We start from the raw sequence: 19,607 nt of genomic DNA, 5'->3' as shown, positions 1-19,607 counted from the left end.
GCGCCAATTATTTTTGTCGGAAAAAATTTATAAGCGTATTACGTTAACTGACAAACTTCATGCGGACAACCTCCTATAATGAAAAACACATTACATTCGGAATGGTGGTGTCTGCTCATGGAAAAGGAAAACGCGGTTGTGCTTCCAGGTGTGAAACGGACAGGTCTGGCTCAAACGATGTTGCAGAAAGGTCGGGAATGGGCCGCCGCACGGCGATTCATTCAAGTCATTTTAGCCAAAAAGTGGACATTTTTACTCGTAGGTGTAGCCTTCTTGCTCGGAAGGGCGGTTATACTCGAATCGCTAATGCCTTTTGCTATCGCTTACTTCGCTGTTATCTACTTTATGAGAAGGGATATTTATCCGTGGGTTGCGATATCCTTGGTTGCAGGAAGCTGGCTGGCGGCAGATCCGGCGCCGATGTGGATTGCGATGGAAATCGCGGTGCTGTTTCTATTTTTGAAGGGCTTGGAGGCGTATGAGAAGGCAGAGCTGTCGTCGGCGCCGATTCTGGTGTTTGCATCAACGCTATTGGTACAGATGTTCAGTGTATTTATAGGGGACGAGCTTAGCTGGTACAATTTTATGCTCGTCGTCGTGGAGGCAGCACTCGGATTCGTGCTTACGCTCGTATTTATACAAGCAATCCCCGTTCTAACGATGACTAAAAAATCAGCCTCGCTCAAAAACGAAGAAATTATATGTTTGATGATTTTGCTCGCTTCTGTCATGACGGGAGCGGTCGGATGGGTATTCTACGGCCTGTCGGCAGAACATGTCATGTCCAGATATATGCTGCTGCTGTTTGCTTTGGCAGGCGGCGCCCCGCTTGGCGCTTCGGTCGGTGTTGTTGCAGGACTCATTCTAAGCTTGGCTGACTTTGGTGCAGTCGTTCAAATGAGCTTACTCGCCTTTGCGGGATTGCTGGCTGGCTTGCTGCGTGAAGGCGGCAAAATGGCAGCTGCATTCGGAATGTTGCTTGGAACATCGATTTTATCCATATATGTAGGGAGCCAGGCTGATGTGATGAGCTCCACCTGGGAGTCTGTAGCGGCTGCTATGATGCTTATGCTGACGCCGCGAAGCATGATTCGCACGATCTCGCGCTATGTTCCGGGAACGAATGAGCATGCAAAGTCACAGCATGAATACGCAAAACGGGTGCGTGAGGTGACAGCGGACCGCGTATCGCAATACTCGGACGTGTTCAGCCAGCTGTCACGGAGCTTTGGCCAGCTAAACGGCAGCGCAACGACTTTGAACAGAGAGGATGAGATCAGCCATTTTATGAATGCGGTTGCTGAGCGCAGCTGCTCCAGCTGTCATAGGCAAAACGCATGCTGGGAGGACAAGTTTTTCCATACGTACAAAATGATGACCGATATGATGACGACAGTAGAGGAGGATCGTGTTCCATCCGCCAAGGAGATACCGCGGGCTTGGTCTGCGCACTGTGTTAAATCCTCACAGGTGCTAACGGATATGACTCAGCAGTACGAGCTTTACCAAAATAATATGCACTGGAAGAAGCAAATATTCGACTCGCGCAGACTTGTAGCAGATCAATTGCAGGGCGTATCGCAGGTTATGGAGGATTTGGCTAAAGAAATTAAACGAGAGGGGCAGACGCTGCATTTGCAGGAGGAGCAAATTCGAGAGGCGGTGGAAGGACTGGGCTTATCGGTACAAGGGATCGATATTGTAAGTCTGGAGGAGGGAAATGTAGATATAGAGGTCTATCACTCGTTTGGACAAGGGTATGATGAGTGCCGCAAAATTATCGCACCGCTGCTAAGCGATATTTTAGGCGAGCATATAGCGGTTAAATCAGAGCGGCCGCCAACGAGAAGCGGAGAGCCAACGCTCGTTGCCTTTGGCTCGGCAAAGCAGTATGAAGTGGAGACGGGCATTGCGGGAGCGGCTAAAGGAGGCGATCTGCTGTCTGGAGACAGCTTTAGCATGGTTGAGCTTGGAAATGGCAAATTTGCAGTCGCGATTAGCGATGGCATGGGCAATGGCGAGCGGGCGCGGCAGGAAAGCAGCGCGGCATTGTCTATCCTGCAGCAGCTGCTGCAGTCAGGCATGGATGAGAAGCTGGCAGTGAAGTCCGTCAATTCCGTGCTCTTATTGCGCTCTTCCGATGAGGTATTCGCTACCGTCGATTTGGCGATCGTTGATTTGTATACGGCGCAAACGACGTTTATGAAGATAGGGTCAACTCCAAGCTTTATCAAACGAGGAAATGAGGTCATTCCGGTCACGGCGAATAATTTGCCTATTGGCATTCTTCAAGATATTGACGTCGATTTTGTATCCATGCAAATGCAGTCCGGCGATACGCTAGTTATGATGAGCGACGGCATTTATGATGCGCCGGGCCTTGCGGTTAACAAGGAGCTATGGATGAAGCGCATTATAAGCGAGCTGGAAACGGATGATCCGCAGGAAATGGCGGACGCGCTGCTTGAGAAGGTTGTTCGCCATCATAATGGCGAGATCGTTGATGATATGACGGTGCTCGTTGCACGGATCGATAAGCATTTGCCGGAGTGGGCGTCCTTCCGCTTTCCTGGCATAACGCGCATGGAGCGTCCAAGGACGGTGAGTTAGTTAGTAATACTTCGTAATATCAAGTAATCCAAAGCAGAGAGGTGAGCGGATATCAGAACTAATCATTGAGAAAGCTGAAGCCTTTTGTCTGTCAGCTCATTTGCAGCTGGCGGCAAACGGCTTCTTTTTGCTGCTTGTTTGGACTATTTGGGGTTGGGATAGGAACAATCAACCTTAGCAGGCAGCAGTTATCTAGCTATAAGGATTATATATCCATATTTTCCAACTCTGAAACAGAAGCGTTTCATCTATTTATTGCCCTTATAGAATTAGCTGATGAATGATATAGTGGAAAGGATACCTGGCAGCATAAGATAATGGAGTAACAAAGTCAGCCGTTTGCTTGCAATTATTGCTATTTTTACTATTCTAGCTGTTTATCCCTCTCAAAAAAGGCAAAGCTAATAGAAAGGCTGAGGCGAAGCCTATGCTTACGAAGCTGTGTTTGATTCTCAAACACTAAGCCTTTGCTTACGAAGCTGTGTTTGTTGCACAAACACTGAAGGAGGGTAAACAATTATGAAGCAAATATTATTAATAACGGATGGCTGCTCCAATGTGGGACTGAGTCCGGTCGTAGCAGCTGCCCATGCGCATTCAGACGGCATTTCGGTTAATGTAGTAGGCGTGCTGGATCATGGCGATGTGGGAGAGCTTGGTGCTGCTGAAATTGATGAGATTGCGCGTGCGGGCGGCGGTCTAAGCAGAATGGTGAATATGCGCCAGCTATCGCAGACGGTGCAGATGATGACGCGCAAGACAGTCGTGCAGACCATTCAGCTGGCGGTGCAAAAGGAACTCAAGCAGGTGCTGGGCAATGGTTCGATTGAGGCGCTTCCGCCGGAGAAGCGGAGTGATGTCGTTCGCGTAATCGATGAGTTGGGGGAGACCTCAAGCTTGCAGGTGGCGCTGCTTATAGATGCTAGCGCCAGTATGAAGCCGAAGCTGGCTGCGGTGGAGGAGGCTATACGCGATTTGATGCTGAGCCTGCAGGCTAGGCAAGGAAAAAGCGAGATTTCGGTCTTTCATTTTCCAGGCTCGAGACATGGGGATGATTGCGTGATGGATCTCGGCTGGACGAGCCATCTTAACGGCGTGCATGGAATTTTCCCACGACTCCAAATGGGCGGGACGACTCCTACGGGTCCTGCGATTATGCAAGTGATTGATTTTTACCGTCAGGGAGATTATGGTAAGAAGAGCAGAGACGAAACGGATGGGATGATGAGTGACTACGTCGTTTAAGGTTGATCTTCGCCGCGGCATGGTGGTGACCGGCAAGTGGAAGCAGGGGCGGTACCGGGTTGAGCGGTTGCTTGGGGAGGGCGCAAACGGTAAAGTATATCTCGTACAGCGCGATCGCAGCTGGTATGCATTGAAGCTTGGTCTCGATGCGATTGATCTGCAATCCGAGATTAACGTATTGCAGTCGATCGCCAAACAGAAGCGGCACGGGCATGAAACCTTTCTTTTTGACGTGGACGATTTGTACGGACCGGATGGACGGGAATATCCTTTTTATATTATGAGGTATGTGCTGGGCGCAACGCTGGGCGACTACTTGAAGCAAAACGGCTCGGAATGGTTTCCGCTTGTTGGCCTCAACCTCCTTGGCAAGCTGGCGAAGCTGCATCAGGACGGCTGGGTGTTCGGCGATTTAAAGGTGGAGAATGTGATGGTCGCTGATTACGGGCATGTGGAGCTGGTTGATTATGGCGGCGTGACGGCGGCAGGCAAAGCCATTCGCCAATTCACGGAAATCTATGATCGCGGCTACTGGAATGGAGGCTCGCGTTCGGCTGATCCGAGATACGATCTGTTTTCGTTCGGCGTGCTGTGCATTCAGCTGCATGAATCGAAGCGGCTCCATCAGCTGACGGCAGAGCTTTTGCCGCAAAATCGTTCCGAGGGCGATCTGATTCAAATTGCGGAGTCGAGCCCGGCACTAAAGCCGATAGCCGGATGGCTGCGCAAAGCCTTTGCAGGCCAGTTCGCTGATGCCGGCGAGGCATCTGAAGCGTGGCGATCCTTGATGCATAGACGGGATACGCACAGGCCCTCCGCTACACCGGTATGGTTGAAAGGGCTTGTTGCGGCATCTGCCGTCCTGCTCGGAACATCGGTTTATTGGTTGCTGCGAAATGTGCTGTAAGATCAGCCTGGAGCAGGGAAGTGAAGGTGAGGATACTTACATATGAATCTGCGAAACGAACTTGAGAAAGCGGCAGCAGAGCGCGGACTGTGGTCAACGGGCGATTGCATCGTAGTGGCGGTATCCGGCGGTCCGGATTCCATGGCGCTGCTCCATATGCTGTCCGCCTCAGCGAAGAAAAGCGAACTAACGATCATTGCGGCTCATGTGAATCACGGCTTTCGCGTAGAAGAGTCGGCACATGAGCTGAAGGTCGTTCAAGCATTCGCGGAGGAGCTTGGCGTTGTTTGCGAAACTGTCACATTCGACATGCCTACTTATATAGAAGAAACACGTATGAATGGACAGGCAGCTTCTCGCGAGAGACGATATTCATTTCTGCATGAGATCGCAGCGCGATATGGGGCTTCGCGGATTGCGCTGGCCCATCATGCTGACGATCAAGCAGAGACCGTGCTAATGAGAGTTATACGGGGGACGGGCTTAACCGGGCTTGCCGGAATTCTTAGCAAAAGACGAGAAAAAAACGTGGAACTTATCCGGCCGCTGCTGCGTATGAAGAAGTCAGACCTTCTATGTTACTGCGAAGAGCATCATATCCCGTACTGCACGGATAGCAGCAACAAGGAACGCCATTATTTCCGAAATATTATTCGGTTAGATATTTTACCGTATTTATCTCGGCATAATCCGCAGTTATCCCAATCGCTTCAGCGGCTTGCTGAGGTAGCAGGGGCGGAAGACGAGTGGATGGAGAAACAAACCGAAGCGTTATTCGCGCAGCTCGTTACGTTATCCCCCAATGAATGCACGATTAGCTGCATCGATTTGCACGGTCTCCACGTCGCTTTACAAAGGAGATTGATTAAACTAATATTAAGTTATCTTTCTAAAGAAACGGAAAAGATATCCTTCGAGCAGATTGAGACGATGCGGCTTGCTGCTTCCGCTAACGCGCCAACAACATGGCGAATTGATGCCGGTGCCGGTATTCGCTGCGCCCGTGAGTACGATATGATGCGATGGCTGTATGCCTCGCAGCATCCGTCATCCGATGCGAGCGCCTATTCGTGTGAGGTAGGAAGAGATACAGCTAGCTTGAAAGTCGAGCAATGCGGATGGACATTTGCGTTTTTCCATACATCTGCAGAAGATAGCCGCAAGCCTGCTTCACGTTATGAAGCTTGCTTTGATGCTTCGGAGTTAATGTTTCCGCTCGTCATTCGTAATCGGCGGCCGGGCGACAGAATTCAGGTTTTAGGATTAAATGGTTCGAAAAAAGTGCAAGATATGTTCGTTGATGAGAAAATTGCTCCGCTGAAACGGGAGACGTATCCATTGCTGTTCGATGCAGCAGGGAAATTGCTCTGGATTCCGGGCATTCGCAGATCAAGTCACGCGCTTACGGAGGCGCACACTGAAGGTGTGCTTTTCATAAGGGCAGGCAACGAATAAGAAGCACTGGTACACTCATAAACATAGTTAAGGCGTAGGGGGATTTCTACTTTGCAGAACGATATTCAAGAAGTATTGTATGACGCGCAGCAAATTGGCGACAAGGTAAAAGAGCTTGGTGAAACACTAAGCAAAGATTTTAGCGGACGCAATCCGCTCGTTATTTGCGTTCTTAAGGGCGCATTTATTTTTATGGCGGATTTGGTGAAGGAAATAACAGTACCGCTTGAAATTGATTTCATGGCCGTATCAAGCTATGGGCAGTCGACTAAATCGTCAGGCGTTGTCAAAATCATTAAAGACCTTGATGTCTCAGTCGAAGGCCGCGATGTTCTGATCGTTGAGGACATTATCGACAGCGGGCTGACGCTCAGCTATTTAATCGATGTTCTTGAGCGCCGCAATGCGAAGTCGGTCACCGTCGTTACATTGTTCGATAAGCCGGCTCGCCGCACAGTGGACTTGGAAGCGGATTACAAGGGATTTACGCTGCCGGACGAGTTTGTTGTCGGTTATGGACTGGATTTTGCAGAGAAATATCGCAATCTCCCTTACATTGGCATTTTGAAGCCGCAGGTCTATGAGAAATAATAGCGATTCACCCGTACATGCCCTTCTCCGTACACCTCTATTGTTATGGAAAGTCATGCTATGGTAAAATATTTTAAGCGTCTGAGAGGAGGTTGGGGATGAATCGGATCATCCGTAATACTGGTTTTTATTTAATTATCTTTTTGGTGACCGTTGGGATTTTTCAATTTATCAGCAGCCAAAATGACACGACAGTTGGATTGCGATATGACGAGCTACGTGCTGCAGTTGAATCAGGCAATGTGAAAGAACTGAGTGTTAAGTATGAGAATCAAACTTATTTTGTTTCTGGTAAATATAATACAAAGCCTGCAGGCGCGGAAAGCGACCAATTTGTATCTAGGGTCAGCGTCAAAGCGGAGGAGAAGATCCTCGCATGGCAGGAGCAGTTCGGGTTTCAGCTTGAAAGCAAGGAAATGGACCAGCCAAGCATTTGGCTTACATTCCTCACTTCCATCATCCCGTTTGTCATTATCTTTGTCCTGTTCTTCTTCTTGATGAATCAAGCTCAGGGCGGCGGCGGCAAAGTGATGAACTTTGGCAAGAGCAAAGCGCGGCTTTATGATAATGAGAAGAAGCGGATTACATTTGAAGATGTCGCTGGCGCAGACGAGGAGAAGCAAGAGCTCGTTGAGGTTGTAGACTTCTTGAAGGATCCGCGCAAATTCAACCTGGTAGGCGCTCGCATACCGAAGGGCGTATTGCTCGTTGGTCCTCCGGGTACAGGTAAAACGTTGCTTGCTCGTGCAGTAGCAGGGGAAGCAGGCGTACCGTTCTTCAGCATTTCCGGTTCCGACTTCGTGGAGATGTTTGTCGGTGTCGGCGCATCCCGTGTGCGTGACTTGTTCGAGAATGCGAAGAAAAACGCTCCATGTATCATTTTTATCGATGAGATTGATGCTGTAGGTCGTCAACGCGGCGCCGGTCTTGGCGGCGGTCATGATGAGCGTGAGCAAACACTCAACCAATTGCTCGTTGAAATGGACGGCTTTGGCGCTAACGAAGGCATTATTATTATTGCTGCAACGAACCGTCCGGATATTCTTGATCCGGCACTTCTTCGCCCGGGCCGTTTTGACCGTCAAATTACGGTTGATCGTCCAGACGTGAAAGGCCGTGAAGCGGTTCTTAAAGTACATGCACGCAACAAACCGCTTGCGAAGGACGTTAAGCTTGAAGTTATCGCGAAGCGCACGACTGGCTTCAGCGGTGCTGATCTCGAGAACTTGCTCAATGAAGCAGCGCTTCTAGCTGCTCGTCGCAATAAAAAGGATATCGCAATGGTTGAGGTTGATGATGCGATTGATCGGATTATCGTCGGTACGGAGAAGAAGAGCCGTGTTGTCAGTGATCGCGAGAAACGGATTGTTGCTTACCATGAGGCGGGACATACCATTGCAGGCTACTTCTTGGAGCATGCGGATATGGTCCACAAGGTTACGATTATTCCTCGCGGCCGCGCTGGCGGATACGTCATTATGCTGCCGAAGGAAGATCGTATGCTTGTAACGAAGCAGGAGCTTCTTGATAAAATTACGGGCCTTCTCGCAGGGCGCGTAGCGGAAGAACTATTTATTGGTGAAATCGGAACGGGCGCATACAGCGACTTTAAACAAGCGACCAGTATCGTGCGTGCGATGATTATGGAATACGGTATGAGCGATAAGCTTGGACCGATGCAATTCGGCAGCTCGCAAGGCCAAGTATTCCTAGGCCGCGATATCGGCCATGAACAGAACTACTCCGATGCGATTGCCTACGAGATTGACCAAGAGATGCAATCCATTATAACTGGCTGTTACGATCGTGCGAAGAAGCTATTGTCAGAGAAGAGCAAGGAAATGCATTTGATTGCTCAAACGCTGCTTAGCGAAGAAACGCTTGAACTCGAGCAAATTAAACGTTTGGTTGAGACCGGTTCTTTGGCTTTGGAGGGCGGCCCGTCGTCTGACGGAGCGGCACCCGCAACTGAGTCAACTGTAGAACCAATCGTTGAGACAGTTGGCGATGTGAAGGTACGCATTCAAACTCGTGAGCAGGATGAGATTAAAGCTCCTTCCCTCGAGAAGCGAGACAACCCGGAAGATCCGGATAAGACCGAGTAGATTTTACTATTAAAGGTTGCCTATAGTCGTCCTGCTACTCTTTACAAGTAGCAGGACGACTATTTTTTTCTTTATTAATGTTCGGATTTAGCCTATAATACGGGTATAAACCTTAAACATAAAATAGAGAATCTTACATGAAGGTTTACCTTTTTCGGCCAAAATGTTACATATATGTTACGCAAAATCCTTATCAGTGATTTAATGTTATATAACCTAACACAGAATCATTGACGTAAATTTTTTTGTAACTATAATGAAATAATAGCGGCCAGAAACAGCAAGAATAAGAAAGTAATCAGGGGTTGCACGGCTTTACCTAAATTTGAGCAAGGGAGAGAACACGCATGAAAAAAACATTTAGCTTTATGCTCGTTATGATGATCGCTTTGACACTAGTGTTGTCAGCTTGCGGAGCGAAGAATAACAATGAGGGCGGCGCAGGCACAAACACAAATGAAGGTGCCAAAGTAGAATCCGACGGTACGGGTAAAGATTTTAAAATCGGTATGGTTACTGACGTCGGCGGCGTACATGACAAATCCTTTAACCAGAGCGCATGGGAAGCTCTACAGAAAGTAACAGCTGAAACAGGCGCAGCAACAAAGTTCTTGGAAAGCAAAGGCGAAGCAGACATGGAGCCGAACCTAAACAGCTTCGTTAAAGAAGGCTACAACCTGACTTGGGGTATTGGCTTCTTGTTCAATGACGCGCTTAGCAAAGTGGCAAAAGAGAATCCTGATGCAAAGCTGGCGGTTATTGACAGCGTAATTGAAGCGCCAAACGTTGCTTCGATCACTTTCGCTGAGCATGAAGGCTCTTTCCTTGTAGGTGTTGTTGCAGGTCTTATGACCAAAACAAACAAAATCGGTTTTGTAGGCGGTATGGAAATTCCGGTTATCAAACGTTTTGAAGCAGGCTTCGCAGCGGGCGTAAAAGCAGTTAAGCCAGATGCGACAATAAAAGCTGAGTATACTGGCGACTTCGGTAAGCCTGACCTTGGTAAATTGTCAGCAGCAACTATGTATGATTCTGGCATTGATATTATTTTCCACGCTGCTGGCGCTACAGGCAATGGCGTATTCAATGAAGCAAAAGCTCGTAAAGATAACGGAGATGACGTTTGGGTTATCGGCGTAGACAAAGACCAATCGCTTGAGTTTGGCGATGAAATTACGCTTACATCGATGATGAAGGGCGTAGATGCAGCGGTTCATAAAGTTTCTAAAGATCTGATTGCAGGCAACTTTGCTGGCGGAACGACGCAAGAGCTTGGTTTGAAGGACGATGCAGTAGGCTTGCCAGCGACAAGCAAGAACGTTCCTGCTGATGTACTTGCAAAAGTAGATGAATATAAAGCAAAAATCGTTAGCGGCGAAATTAAGGTACCGACTGAATAGTTTCCTTTATTCAAAGGTATCCTTTGTTTGAGGATCGTTTGTCGATGTATCAGACAAGACCGGCTTCGGCCGGTCTTTGTTCTTTTTTTAGGCTGGTTAGTCAGTGTTAGAAAACCGGGGAGATGATGAGAATGGACCGGAGTTTGACAGCAGTGCAATTAAAGGGTATTACGAAACGCTTCCCAGGATTGGTTGCAAATGATTCCATCAATTTTGAATTAAAAAAAGGCGAAATCCATGCGCTTTTAGGTGAGAATGGCGCGGGAAAGTCGACGCTTATGAACATTTTATTTGGATTATATCAACCCGATGAAGGTGAAATTTGGATTAATGGCGAGCAGACCGTCATAGAGGGCGCGTCAAAAGCTATTGATTTAGGCATCGGCATGGTGCATCAGCATTTCAAGCTGGTACAGCCTTTTACGGTTGCTGAAAATATTGTCCTTGGCAATGAACCTGTCAAAGGTATGAAAATCGATTATAAGCTTGCAAATGAGAAGGTTCGGGCAATCTCCGAACGCTATGGTCTGAAAGTAGACCCTCAGGCGCGGATTAAAGATATTACGGTAGGCACGCAGCAGCGGGTTGAAATTTTGAAAACGTTGTACCGTGGTGCTGAAATCGTTATTTTCGATGAGCCGACAGCCGTTCTAACCGTACAGGAAATTGAAGAGTTGATCGAGATCATTCGCAATTTGGCTGCGGAAGGCAAGTCGATTATTATTATAACGCATAAATTAAAAGAGGTTATGGCGCTTGCCGACTCTGTAACGGTTATTAGACGAGGCAAGGTTGTCAAAACCGTTAGTACAGAGGATACGAATGAACAACAGCTTGCTGAGCTTATGGTAGGCAGGGATGTATCCTTCGAGGTCAAGAAGACGAAAAACGAGCCTGGCAAGGTTGTTCTTTCGGTTGATGATCTGCAAATGAAGGGCGAGCATGGCAAAAATGCCTTGAATGGCACTACCTTTAACATTCGTGCCGGAGAAATTGTCGGTATTGCCGGCGTTGACGGCAACGGTCAAAGCGAGCTTATTTACGCGATTACGGGAATGCGCAAACTAGATGGCGGCAGCGTGAAGCTGAATGGACGGGATATGACGAATCTCTCCCCTCGCCAAATTACTGTTGCAGGCGTAGGCCACATTCCAGAGGATCGGCATAAGCACGGTTTGGTGCTTGATTTCTCGGTTAGTGAAAATATGATTTTAAATACTTACTTTGAGCCGGAATTTGGCCGTTCGATGTTTATTGACTACGATGCAATGGACAAGCTGGCCGACAATCTCGTAACGGAATTTGATGTACGCTCGTCAGGTATCCATACTCATGCACGCGCTCTCTCTGGAGGCAATCAGCAAAAAGCAATTATCGCACGTGAGCTGCATAAGGACCCTGATCTGCTTATTGCTGTGCAGCCGACACGCGGACTCGATATCGGTGCAATTGAATATGTGCATAAGCGGCTGGTGCAAGCCCGCAATGAAGGTAAGGCGATCTTGCTTGTATCCTTCGAGCTTGATGAGCTTTATGCTCTTTCCGATCGTATTGCGGTCATGTACGAAGGCAAGCTAATGGGCGAGGTTGACGCTGAGCGCAGGGATGATCAACAGCTTGGTTTGATGATGGCAGGCAATAAGTCGGCCGTTGCTGCATCAGAGGGGAGAGGATAGCGTATATGGAAACATTAAAGAAAATATTTAATAAATCATCTATCCTTATTCCCGGTGTAGCGATCATACTCGGGTTATTGATTGGCGCGATTGCAATGTTAGCAGGAGGCTACAATCCAATTCTCGCTTACAGCTCATTGCTGGATAAGCTCTTTAGCACCCCTTACAACATGGGCGAAGCCGTTCGGGCGATTACTCCATTGATCTTCACGGGACTCGCGGTTTCGTTCGCTTTCCGTACTGGACTTTTCAATATCGGGGTAGAGGGACAATTTGTAATGGGCATGACAGGCGCGACGATTATAGGCGTGCTGCTGGACTTGCCTTGGTATATCCATGCTCCGCTTGCTATTATTACGGGTGCTCTATTCGGAGGATTATGGGCTGCAATTGCTGGTTATTTGAAAGCCAAACGAGGCGTTAATGAAGTTATTTCTTCCATTATGCTGAATTGGATCGCCTTGTTCTTCTCTAACTTTATTATTGCAAAGTTTCTAGTTGAGAAGGGTCAGCAGAAATCGATGCCTGTTCATGAATCGGCAATGGTGAAGATTGACTGGCTTATCAAATTGACGGACAATGCTCGGATGCACTGGGGAACGATCATTGCGCTCATCTGCATCGTCGTGTTCTATATCGTGCTTTGGCGTACGAAGCAAGGCTATGAGCTTCGCGCGGTAGGACATAATCCCGATGCAGCACTATATGCGGGGATGAACGTTAAATTAACGATGGTTAAATCGATGTTCATAAGCGGTGTATTTGCCGGCCTAGGCGGCGTGTTTGAAATTTTGGGCGTATTCGGCAACCAGACGGTTATGGCTGCTTCACCGGGATACGGGTTCGATGGCATTGCGGTAGCATTGCTTGGCGGCAATACGCCGATAGGCGTACTGCTTGGCGCGATCTTGTTCGGCGGACTCAGCTACGGCTCGGCCGGCATGAGCTTTGGCGCAGGCGTTCCGCCCGAAGTTGTGCGCATCGTTATCGGCGCCGTTATTTTCTTCGTTGCTTCGCATGGTTTGGTGAAGTGGTTCCTAAAGCCTTTTCTAAATAAACGTGCAAGCAAGCGGAAGGAGGCGGTGTAAAATGAACGTAGTCGATGTCATTGGACAGCTTATTAATACAACTCTCGTGTTTTCCACCGCTCTTATCTTTACAGCACTCGGGGGAATGTACTCCGAGCGTTCAGGTGTCGTCAATATTGGGCTTGAGGGCTTGATGGTATCCGGTGCGTTCGCTGCTGCGGTTGCAACCGAATATGCGATACAAGCAGGCCTCGGAAATGCGTCGCCTTGGATCGGACTTGTAGCGGCAGCCATATATGGTGTTTTGGTTTCACTGCTGCATGCCGTATCCACGATCACGTTCCGGGCCGATCAAACGGTCGTGGGCGTCGTTATTAACATTTTCTCGCTCGGCTTGTCCCTATACTTAACAAAAAGCTTATATGATGGTTCAGGACAAACACCGCAGCTTGCAAACGTATTTCATAAAATGAAAATACCTTTCTTATCGGATATACCGCTGCTTGGGAAAGCGATATTTACTGCGTATCCGACAACCTATATTGTCATTATTCTTGCAGCTGTCAGTTATTTTGTTCTTTTCCGCACGCCATTTGGCTTACGGCTTCGTGCGGTGGGCGAGCATCCTAGCTCGGCAGACACGGTTGGAATCAGCGTTACGAAATATCGTTATATCGGCGTATTGCTCAGCGGAGCGCTCGCAGGTCTTGGCGGCGCAACGATTACGCTGACCACGACAAGCAGCTTTGCGCATAATACGATTTCGGGCCAAGGCTTTATCGCGCTGGCAGCGCTGATTTTCGGCAAATGGAACCCGCTAGGCGTTGTTGGCGCAGCCATGTTCTTTGGCCTTGCGCAAGCACTAAGAAGCTTTGCACAGCTGTTTGAATTCTCGAAGCAAATTCCGGTCGAGTTTTTCTACATGCTGCCTTACGTATTGACGCTAGTCGTACTGGCAGGCGCTGTCGGCCGCTCGAATGCACCTTCAGCACTTGGGCAGCCTTACGATCCCGCTAAGCGGTAACTTTTATAAGATGCAAGGGTCTCTATCTCATTATGGATGGAGACTCTTTTCATTTTTTGAATGCCTAAATAAGTTGATCTTTGCCCTTGGATAGCCTGCTTGCTAATTAATTTTAAGAAGCAGCCCGAAAATGGCCTTTAATACATTGACAGTAGCATCTACCACGTGTAAATTAAATCTTAATCAAATGAATTTATCCCTTTTGGTTTAAACTATAGGTGAGCGACTTTCTAAGTTTGTGCATCAATTCACAAAGTTCAGCTTACCGTATAACGGAATGGGCTTTATCCCCCATCCCTCATAAGAGGAGAGGATCTACTGTGGAAGCACTGGCACTGGAACGCAAGGCGGAGCAAAACCGTGAGCTGCGTGAACGGTTGTTACAGTTGAAGAAAGAACGGAATGCTATCATTTTAGCTCATTATTATCAACGTGATGAAATTCAAGAGGTAGCAGATTTCCGCGGAGATTCCTTCCTGCTTGCGCAGAAGGCAGCCCAAACGGATGCCGATGTTATCGTATTCTGCGGCGTTCACTTCATGGGCGAGAGCGCGAAAATTTTGGCGCCAAACAAGACGGTAATCATTCCCGATGAGCGTGCCGGCTGCCCGATGGCAGACATGGTAAGCGTGGACGGCTTGCGCAAGCTGAAAGCGCAGCATCCAAATGCAAAGGTTGTTACGTATATCAACTCATCTGCAGAAATCAAGGCGGAGACTGACATTTGCTGTACATCAGCGAATGCGGTTAAGGTTGTCAACTCGGTAGAGGGCGACGAGGTCATCTGGGTACCGGACAAAAACCTTGGCCACTACGTACAGCAGAACACGGACAAGAAAATGATTATTTGGGAAGGCTACTGCAATACGCATGACATGCTCACGGTGAAAGACGTAGAAGAAATGAAAGCGAAATATCCGAACGCACAGTTTGTGGTTCACCCGGAATGCCGTCCGGAGGTTGTTGAGCTTGGCGATTTTGTAGGCAGTACAACCGCAATCATAAAATATTGTAAAGAATCGGATTGCCAGGAGTTTATCGTAGGCACAGAGGATGGTACAGGCTACCAGCTTCGTTTGGACAGCCCAGGGAAAACATTCCATTTTGCGTCTAAATATTTGGTTTGCCCGAACATGAAGGTCAACAATTTGAAGAAGCTCGTGAAATGCTTGGAAACGATGCAGCCTCAAATTTATGTACCGCCTCATGTTGCGGATCAAGCCCGTTTGTCCTTGGAGCGCATGCTACTCGTGAAGTAGTATGCGCTACTCCTATATTTGAAATATAAGAACTTAATTATATTCATTTTCAATTTATGCTTATATTTCAACACGAAACGAAAGCAACGAAGCCTAAGGCCGGCTTTTGCCGTTTACGCTTGGAGGAGCCATAATGATTCCTAGATATTTAGTTGATGTGCAGCTGAGTGAGCTGCCAGTTATTGAAAAAGATGTCATCGTTATCGGGGCCGGCATTGCCGGTCTTTTTACCGCTATACGGGCTAGCGAGCATAATTCCGTGCTTATGATTACTAAAAAGTCGCTGCTCGACAGCAACACGCGTTACGCGCAAGGCGGCATTGCTGCCGTTATATCGGACGAGGATTCGCCCGCTTATCATCGGCAGGATACACTCGTTGCAGGGGCCGGCCTGTGCTCGAATGAAGCGGTTGATGTACTCGTTCATGAAGGGCCAAAGGGCGTTCGCAGCTTGATTCAGATGGGTACGCAATTCGATTTGGAAAATGGCGAGTTTGCGCTTACGAAGGAAGGCGCGCATAGCCAGCGGCGTATATTGCATGCCAACGGCGATGCGACGGGCTTCGAGATCGTTAGGGCGCTATCGGAAAACGCTGTCGCGAATCCGAAAATAGAAGTGTGGGACGACCATTTTGTAATCGACCTTGTTACTCAAGACGGCGAATGCTGCGGCGTTATTGTACAGAAGCCTAGCGGCCAACGGCTGTTCGTAAAAGGAAAAGCGGTCATCCTTAGCTCAGGCGGAGCCGGCCAGCTCTATCGCTATACAACCAATCCCGAGGTAGCAACGGGAGACGGCATTGCGATGGCTTATCGCGCAGGCGCATACATACAGGATGTGGAGTTTATTCAATTCCATCCGACTTCGTTATGCTACCCGGGCGCGCCGAGATTTCTCATTTCGGAAGCTGTGCGCGGAGAAGGGGCATATCTCCGTAACATAAAAGGAGAGCGCTTCATGGAGCGTTACCATGAGCAGCTGGAGCTGGCGCCTAGGGACGTCGTGGCAAGAGCGATCGTCAGTGAGATGGAAGAGACGAAATCAACCTTCGTCTATATTGATATTACGCATGAATCGGCGGAAATGGTGAAGCACCGTTTTCCTACTATATATGAATACTGCTTGAGATACGGTCTCGACTTAACGTCCGACTGGATTCCGGTGGCGCCTGCCATGCATTACATGATGGGAGGAGTGAAAACCGATCTAAATGGGGAAACGAACATTAAGCGTTTGTTCGCATGCGGCGAGGTATCATCCACGGGTGTTCATGGCGCTAATCGGCTGGCAAGCAATTCACTGTCAGAGGCGATCGTGTTCGGCAGAAGAATCGTGAAACGAATTAATGAGCTGCCAAGCTGTACGATTGCTCCTGTTATTGAAAATGAAATCGAGCGAAGCAGCACATCGATTCAGGCTGTTGTAGAAAGGCGGCTTAAGCTGCAAAAAATTATGGTGCGTTATGCTGGCCTTCGCCGTGACGCCAAGGGGCTTGAGAAGGGTCTTGAAGAGCTAAAGCGGCAGCTGTCGATATATCAATCGGTTCTAACCGAGCGAGAAGAGTATGAGTTTGCTAATTTGCTAACCTGCGCGATGCTGACGACGGAAGCAGCTCTTTCGCGGGAGGAAAGCCGTGGTGCGCATTTCCGGGAGGATTTTCCGGTGCGCGATGATGTGTCATGGAGAAAGCATACGGTGTTGCACCGTCTATATGGACTGACGGAGGAGCGAATAGAGGATGTATGAATGGACGGCAGGCGGGTATGACGCTGCAGTGCGCGATCAAATTCGCGGCTGGCTCGCAGAGGATTTAGGCAGCGGAGACATAACGACCGAGACAACGATTCCTAGGGAGTCGAAGTCGATGGCCGTTATTCACGTGAAGGAAAGCGGCATTATTGCGGGGCTTCCTATTGCTAAGCTCGTATTTGAGGTTGTAGATCCGTCGCTTGTATTCGAGCCAAAGGTGCAGGACGGCGAATATGTAGATAAAGGTACGGTAATCGCTACGGTGGAGGGCAGTACGCACAGCTTGCTTATAGGCGAGCGTCTTGCGCTTAACTTAATGCAACGGCTCTCCGGCATTGCGACTAAGACTCGCACATTCGTAGATGCGCTTGAGGGGCTTCCGGTTCGTCTTGTGGACACCCGCAAAACGACACCAGGCCACCGGATGCTGGAGAAGTACGCAGTACGGGTAGGCGGCGGTGCCAATCACCGGTTCGGGCTGTACGATGCGGTTATGATTAAAGACAATCACATAAAAGGCGCGGGCGGCATTCGCGCGGCGGTCGAGGCAGCACGCCGCAAAATTCCGCATACGATGAAAATTGAAGTGGAGACGGAGTCGCTTGAGCAGGTCGATGAAGCGCTGGCATGCGGAGCAGACATCATTATGCTCGACAATATGGCTCCTGAGCGGATGAAGGAAGCGGTAACCCGAATCAAAGGAACATCGCCTCATGTCATCATAGAAGCATCAGGCGGCGTTTCTTTAGAGACAATAAATCGTATTGCGGCATGCGGGGTTGACGTTATATCCGTAGGCGGACTGACTTATTCTTTCCATGCGCTGGACATCAGCTTGGATTTGAATGCGAAGAAGGGTGGGGAACCGCTTTGATCCTCGTCATTGATGTCGGAAATACGAACATTGTGCTCGGTATTTACAAAGAAAAAGAACTGTTGCACCACTGGCGGCTTAGCACGAATCGTTCGGCGACCGTAGATGAGTACGGCATTACGATTCACAATCTGTTTCATCATGCGGGCGTGAAGCTGGAGCAGATGGACGGTGTCATTATTTCTTCGGTGGTACCGCCGCTTATGCGGACACTAGAGCAGCTATGCTTAAAATATTTGCGCAAAACCCCGCTTGTCGTAGGGCCTGGCGTGAGAACCGGACTAAACATCCGTTATGAAAACCCGCGTGAGGTTGGAGCGGACCGCATCGTGAATTCCGTAGCGGGCATCGTTAAATACGGTTCACCCCTCATTGTGGTTGATTTCGGAACGGCGACAACATTTGATTACATCGATGAAGGCGGCAACTACTTAGGTGGAGCGATTGTACCGGGAATCGGCATTTCTACAGAGGCGCTATATCAGCGTGCCGCGAAGCTGCCGCGCATTGAGCTAGTGAGGCCGAAGAGCGTCATTGGCCGCAATCCGGTAACGTCGATGCAGGCGGGCATTATTTTTGGATATGCAGGACAAGTAGATGGTATCGTTAATCGTATACGTGCAGAGTTTGGCGTCAATCCGCGCGTTATCGCGACGGGGGGCCTTGCTGAGTTAATCGCAGCGGAATCGGAAACGATAGAAGAAGTCGATCCACTTCTTACGCTAGAAGGCTTAAGAATCATATATGAACGCAATCAGGAGGGATTATGATGGAAAATCAGCTGAAGGACGTGCTGGTGCGAGGGACGGCGTGGGGCGGCAAAATTCGAGTGTTCGCAGCTCGCACGACTCAGCTAGTTGAGGAGCTTCGCCAGCGTCACGGCACCTATCCGACCGCAACAGCAGCATTAGGCCGCACCTTGACGGCAGGAGCCATCATGGGCGCCATGCTGAAAGGGCAAGAGAAGCTGACCATTCAAGTGAAGGGCGACGGCCCAATCGGTCACATCGTCGTGGATGCTAATGCAGACGGCGAGGTGCGCGGGTACGTAGACCATCCGGAGATTCATTTGCCAAGCAATGCGCATGGCAAGCTGGATGTCGCCGGTGCGGTCGGACGCAGCGGACATCTTCATATTACGAAGGACTTAGGAATGAAAGAGCCTTATCGCGGAAGCATTCCGATTGTTTCTGGCGAGCTTGGCGAGGATTTCACGTACTACTTCGCGGTTTCGGAGCAGACACCTTCTGCGGTTGGCCTTGGTGTATTAGTGGATACGGATAACTCGGTGCTGCATGCAGGCGGATTTATCGTTCAACTGATGCCAGGACTTGCAGATGAGGAAATTACTCGTCTGGAGCAAGCGGTTGGTGCGTTGCCTCCTGTTACGACTTTGCTCGATCAAGGCGAGACGCCTGAGGAGCTGCTTACCCGTATTGTTGGCGATAACGGAGATCTTCATATTCACGATACGATGGACTTGAAATTCCAATGCTTCTGCTCTGCGGAACGCGTAGAGCAAACGCTTCTCAGTTTGGGCGAAAATGAGCTGAAACAAATTATTGAAGAAGACGGAAAAGCGGAAGTCGTTTGTCAATTTTGCAACGAAGCGTATACATTTGAACGGGCGCAGCTAGAGCTGTTGCTAGATCAAGCGAAGCCGAAGCCGATCCAATAATCGGA

At 49.0% G+C, this 19,607-nt stretch carries 15 protein-coding genes; all 15 read left to right on the top strand.

The window, feature by feature from the left end; genetic code table 11:
* Nucleotides 1-117: 117 nt before the first annotated feature.
* Nucleotides 118-2,610: a stage II sporulation protein E gene (spoIIE, locus tag HI950_RS30395; RefSeq protein WP_169090041.1), complete on the top strand. Its 2,493-nt coding sequence runs from the start codon at nucleotides 118-120 to the stop codon at nucleotides 2,608-2,610.
* Between the two features lie 519 nt (nucleotides 2,611-3,129).
* Nucleotides 3,130-3,855, top strand: coding sequence for a vWA domain-containing protein (locus HI950_RS30390; protein WP_169090039.1), 726 nt, complete (start codon nucleotides 3,130-3,132; stop codon nucleotides 3,853-3,855).
* Entirely contained in the window at nucleotides 3,839-4,762 is a 924-nt protein-coding gene (locus tag HI950_RS30385) for a serine/threonine protein kinase (RefSeq protein ID WP_169090037.1), read from the top strand. The genes HI950_RS30390 and HI950_RS30385 overlap by 17 nt, the downstream gene beginning before the upstream one ends.
* A 42-nt stretch (nucleotides 4,763-4,804) precedes the next feature.
* Nucleotides 4,805-6,217: a tRNA lysidine(34) synthetase TilS gene (tilS, locus tag HI950_RS30380; protein WP_169090035.1), complete on the top strand. Its 1,413-nt coding sequence runs from the start codon at nucleotides 4,805-4,807 to the stop codon at nucleotides 6,215-6,217.
* A gap of 51 nt (nucleotides 6,218-6,268) precedes the next feature.
* Nucleotides 6,269-6,808, top strand: coding sequence for a hypoxanthine phosphoribosyltransferase (gene hpt / locus HI950_RS30375; protein ID WP_169090033.1), 540 nt, complete (start codon nucleotides 6,269-6,271; stop codon nucleotides 6,806-6,808).
* Nucleotides 6,809-6,906: 98 nt separating this feature from the next.
* Nucleotides 6,907-8,913, top strand: coding sequence for an ATP-dependent zinc metalloprotease FtsH (ftsH, locus tag HI950_RS30370; protein ID WP_169090031.1), 2,007 nt, complete (start codon nucleotides 6,907-6,909; stop codon nucleotides 8,911-8,913).
* Nucleotides 8,914-9,260: 347 nt separating this feature from the next.
* The gene (locus HI950_RS30365; RefSeq protein WP_169090029.1) at nucleotides 9,261-10,313 is read left to right on the top strand and encodes a BMP family lipoprotein; all 1,053 of its coding nucleotides are present in this window, start codon (nucleotides 9,261-9,263) and stop codon (nucleotides 10,311-10,313) included.
* A gap of 131 nt (nucleotides 10,314-10,444) precedes the next feature.
* Complete coding sequence (locus HI950_RS30360) at nucleotides 10,445-11,989, top strand: ABC transporter ATP-binding protein (RefSeq protein WP_169090027.1); 1,545 nt, start codon at nucleotides 10,445-10,447, stop codon at nucleotides 11,987-11,989.
* 5 nt (nucleotides 11,990-11,994) lie between these two features.
* Nucleotides 11,995-13,077, top strand: coding sequence for an ABC transporter permease (locus HI950_RS30355; protein ID WP_169090025.1), 1,083 nt, complete (start codon nucleotides 11,995-11,997; stop codon nucleotides 13,075-13,077).
* A 1-nt stretch (nucleotide 13,078) separates the two neighbouring features.
* A complete protein-coding gene (locus tag HI950_RS30350) occupies nucleotides 13,079-14,041 on the top strand; it encodes an ABC transporter permease (RefSeq protein WP_169090023.1) in 963 nt (320 codons plus the stop codon).
* 320 nt (nucleotides 14,042-14,361) lie between these two features.
* On the top strand, nucleotides 14,362-15,300 hold the full coding sequence (nadA, locus tag HI950_RS30345) for a quinolinate synthase NadA (RefSeq protein ID WP_114383868.1): 939 nt from the start codon (nucleotides 14,362-14,364) through the stop codon (nucleotides 15,298-15,300).
* A 133-nt stretch (nucleotides 15,301-15,433) separates the two neighbouring features.
* The gene (gene nadB, locus HI950_RS30340) at nucleotides 15,434-17,047 is read left to right on the top strand and encodes an L-aspartate oxidase (protein ID WP_169090021.1); all 1,614 of its coding nucleotides are present in this window, start codon (nucleotides 15,434-15,436) and stop codon (nucleotides 17,045-17,047) included.
* Entirely contained in the window at nucleotides 17,040-17,924 is an 885-nt protein-coding gene (gene nadC / locus HI950_RS30335) for a carboxylating nicotinate-nucleotide diphosphorylase (RefSeq protein ID WP_169090019.1), read from the top strand. The genes nadB and nadC overlap by 8 nt, the downstream gene beginning before the upstream one ends.
* Complete coding sequence (locus tag HI950_RS30330; RefSeq protein WP_169090017.1) at nucleotides 17,921-18,694, top strand: type III pantothenate kinase; 774 nt, start codon at nucleotides 17,921-17,923, stop codon at nucleotides 18,692-18,694. Before nadC ends, HI950_RS30330 begins: the two co-directional genes overlap by 4 nt.
* Entirely contained in the window at nucleotides 18,694-19,602 is a 909-nt protein-coding gene (gene hslO, locus HI950_RS30325) for an Hsp33 family molecular chaperone HslO (RefSeq protein ID WP_169090126.1), read from the top strand. The genes HI950_RS30330 and hslO overlap by 1 nt, the downstream gene beginning before the upstream one ends.
* The last annotated feature ends 5 nt before the right edge of the window (nucleotides 19,603-19,607 follow it).

Source organism: Paenibacillus sp. PL91, from assembly GCF_012935325.2.
In the GTDB taxonomy this organism is placed as follows: Bacteria; Bacillota; Bacilli; order Paenibacillales; family Paenibacillaceae; genus Pristimantibacillus.
This window is presented reverse-complemented; position numbering and strand designations above follow the sequence as displayed.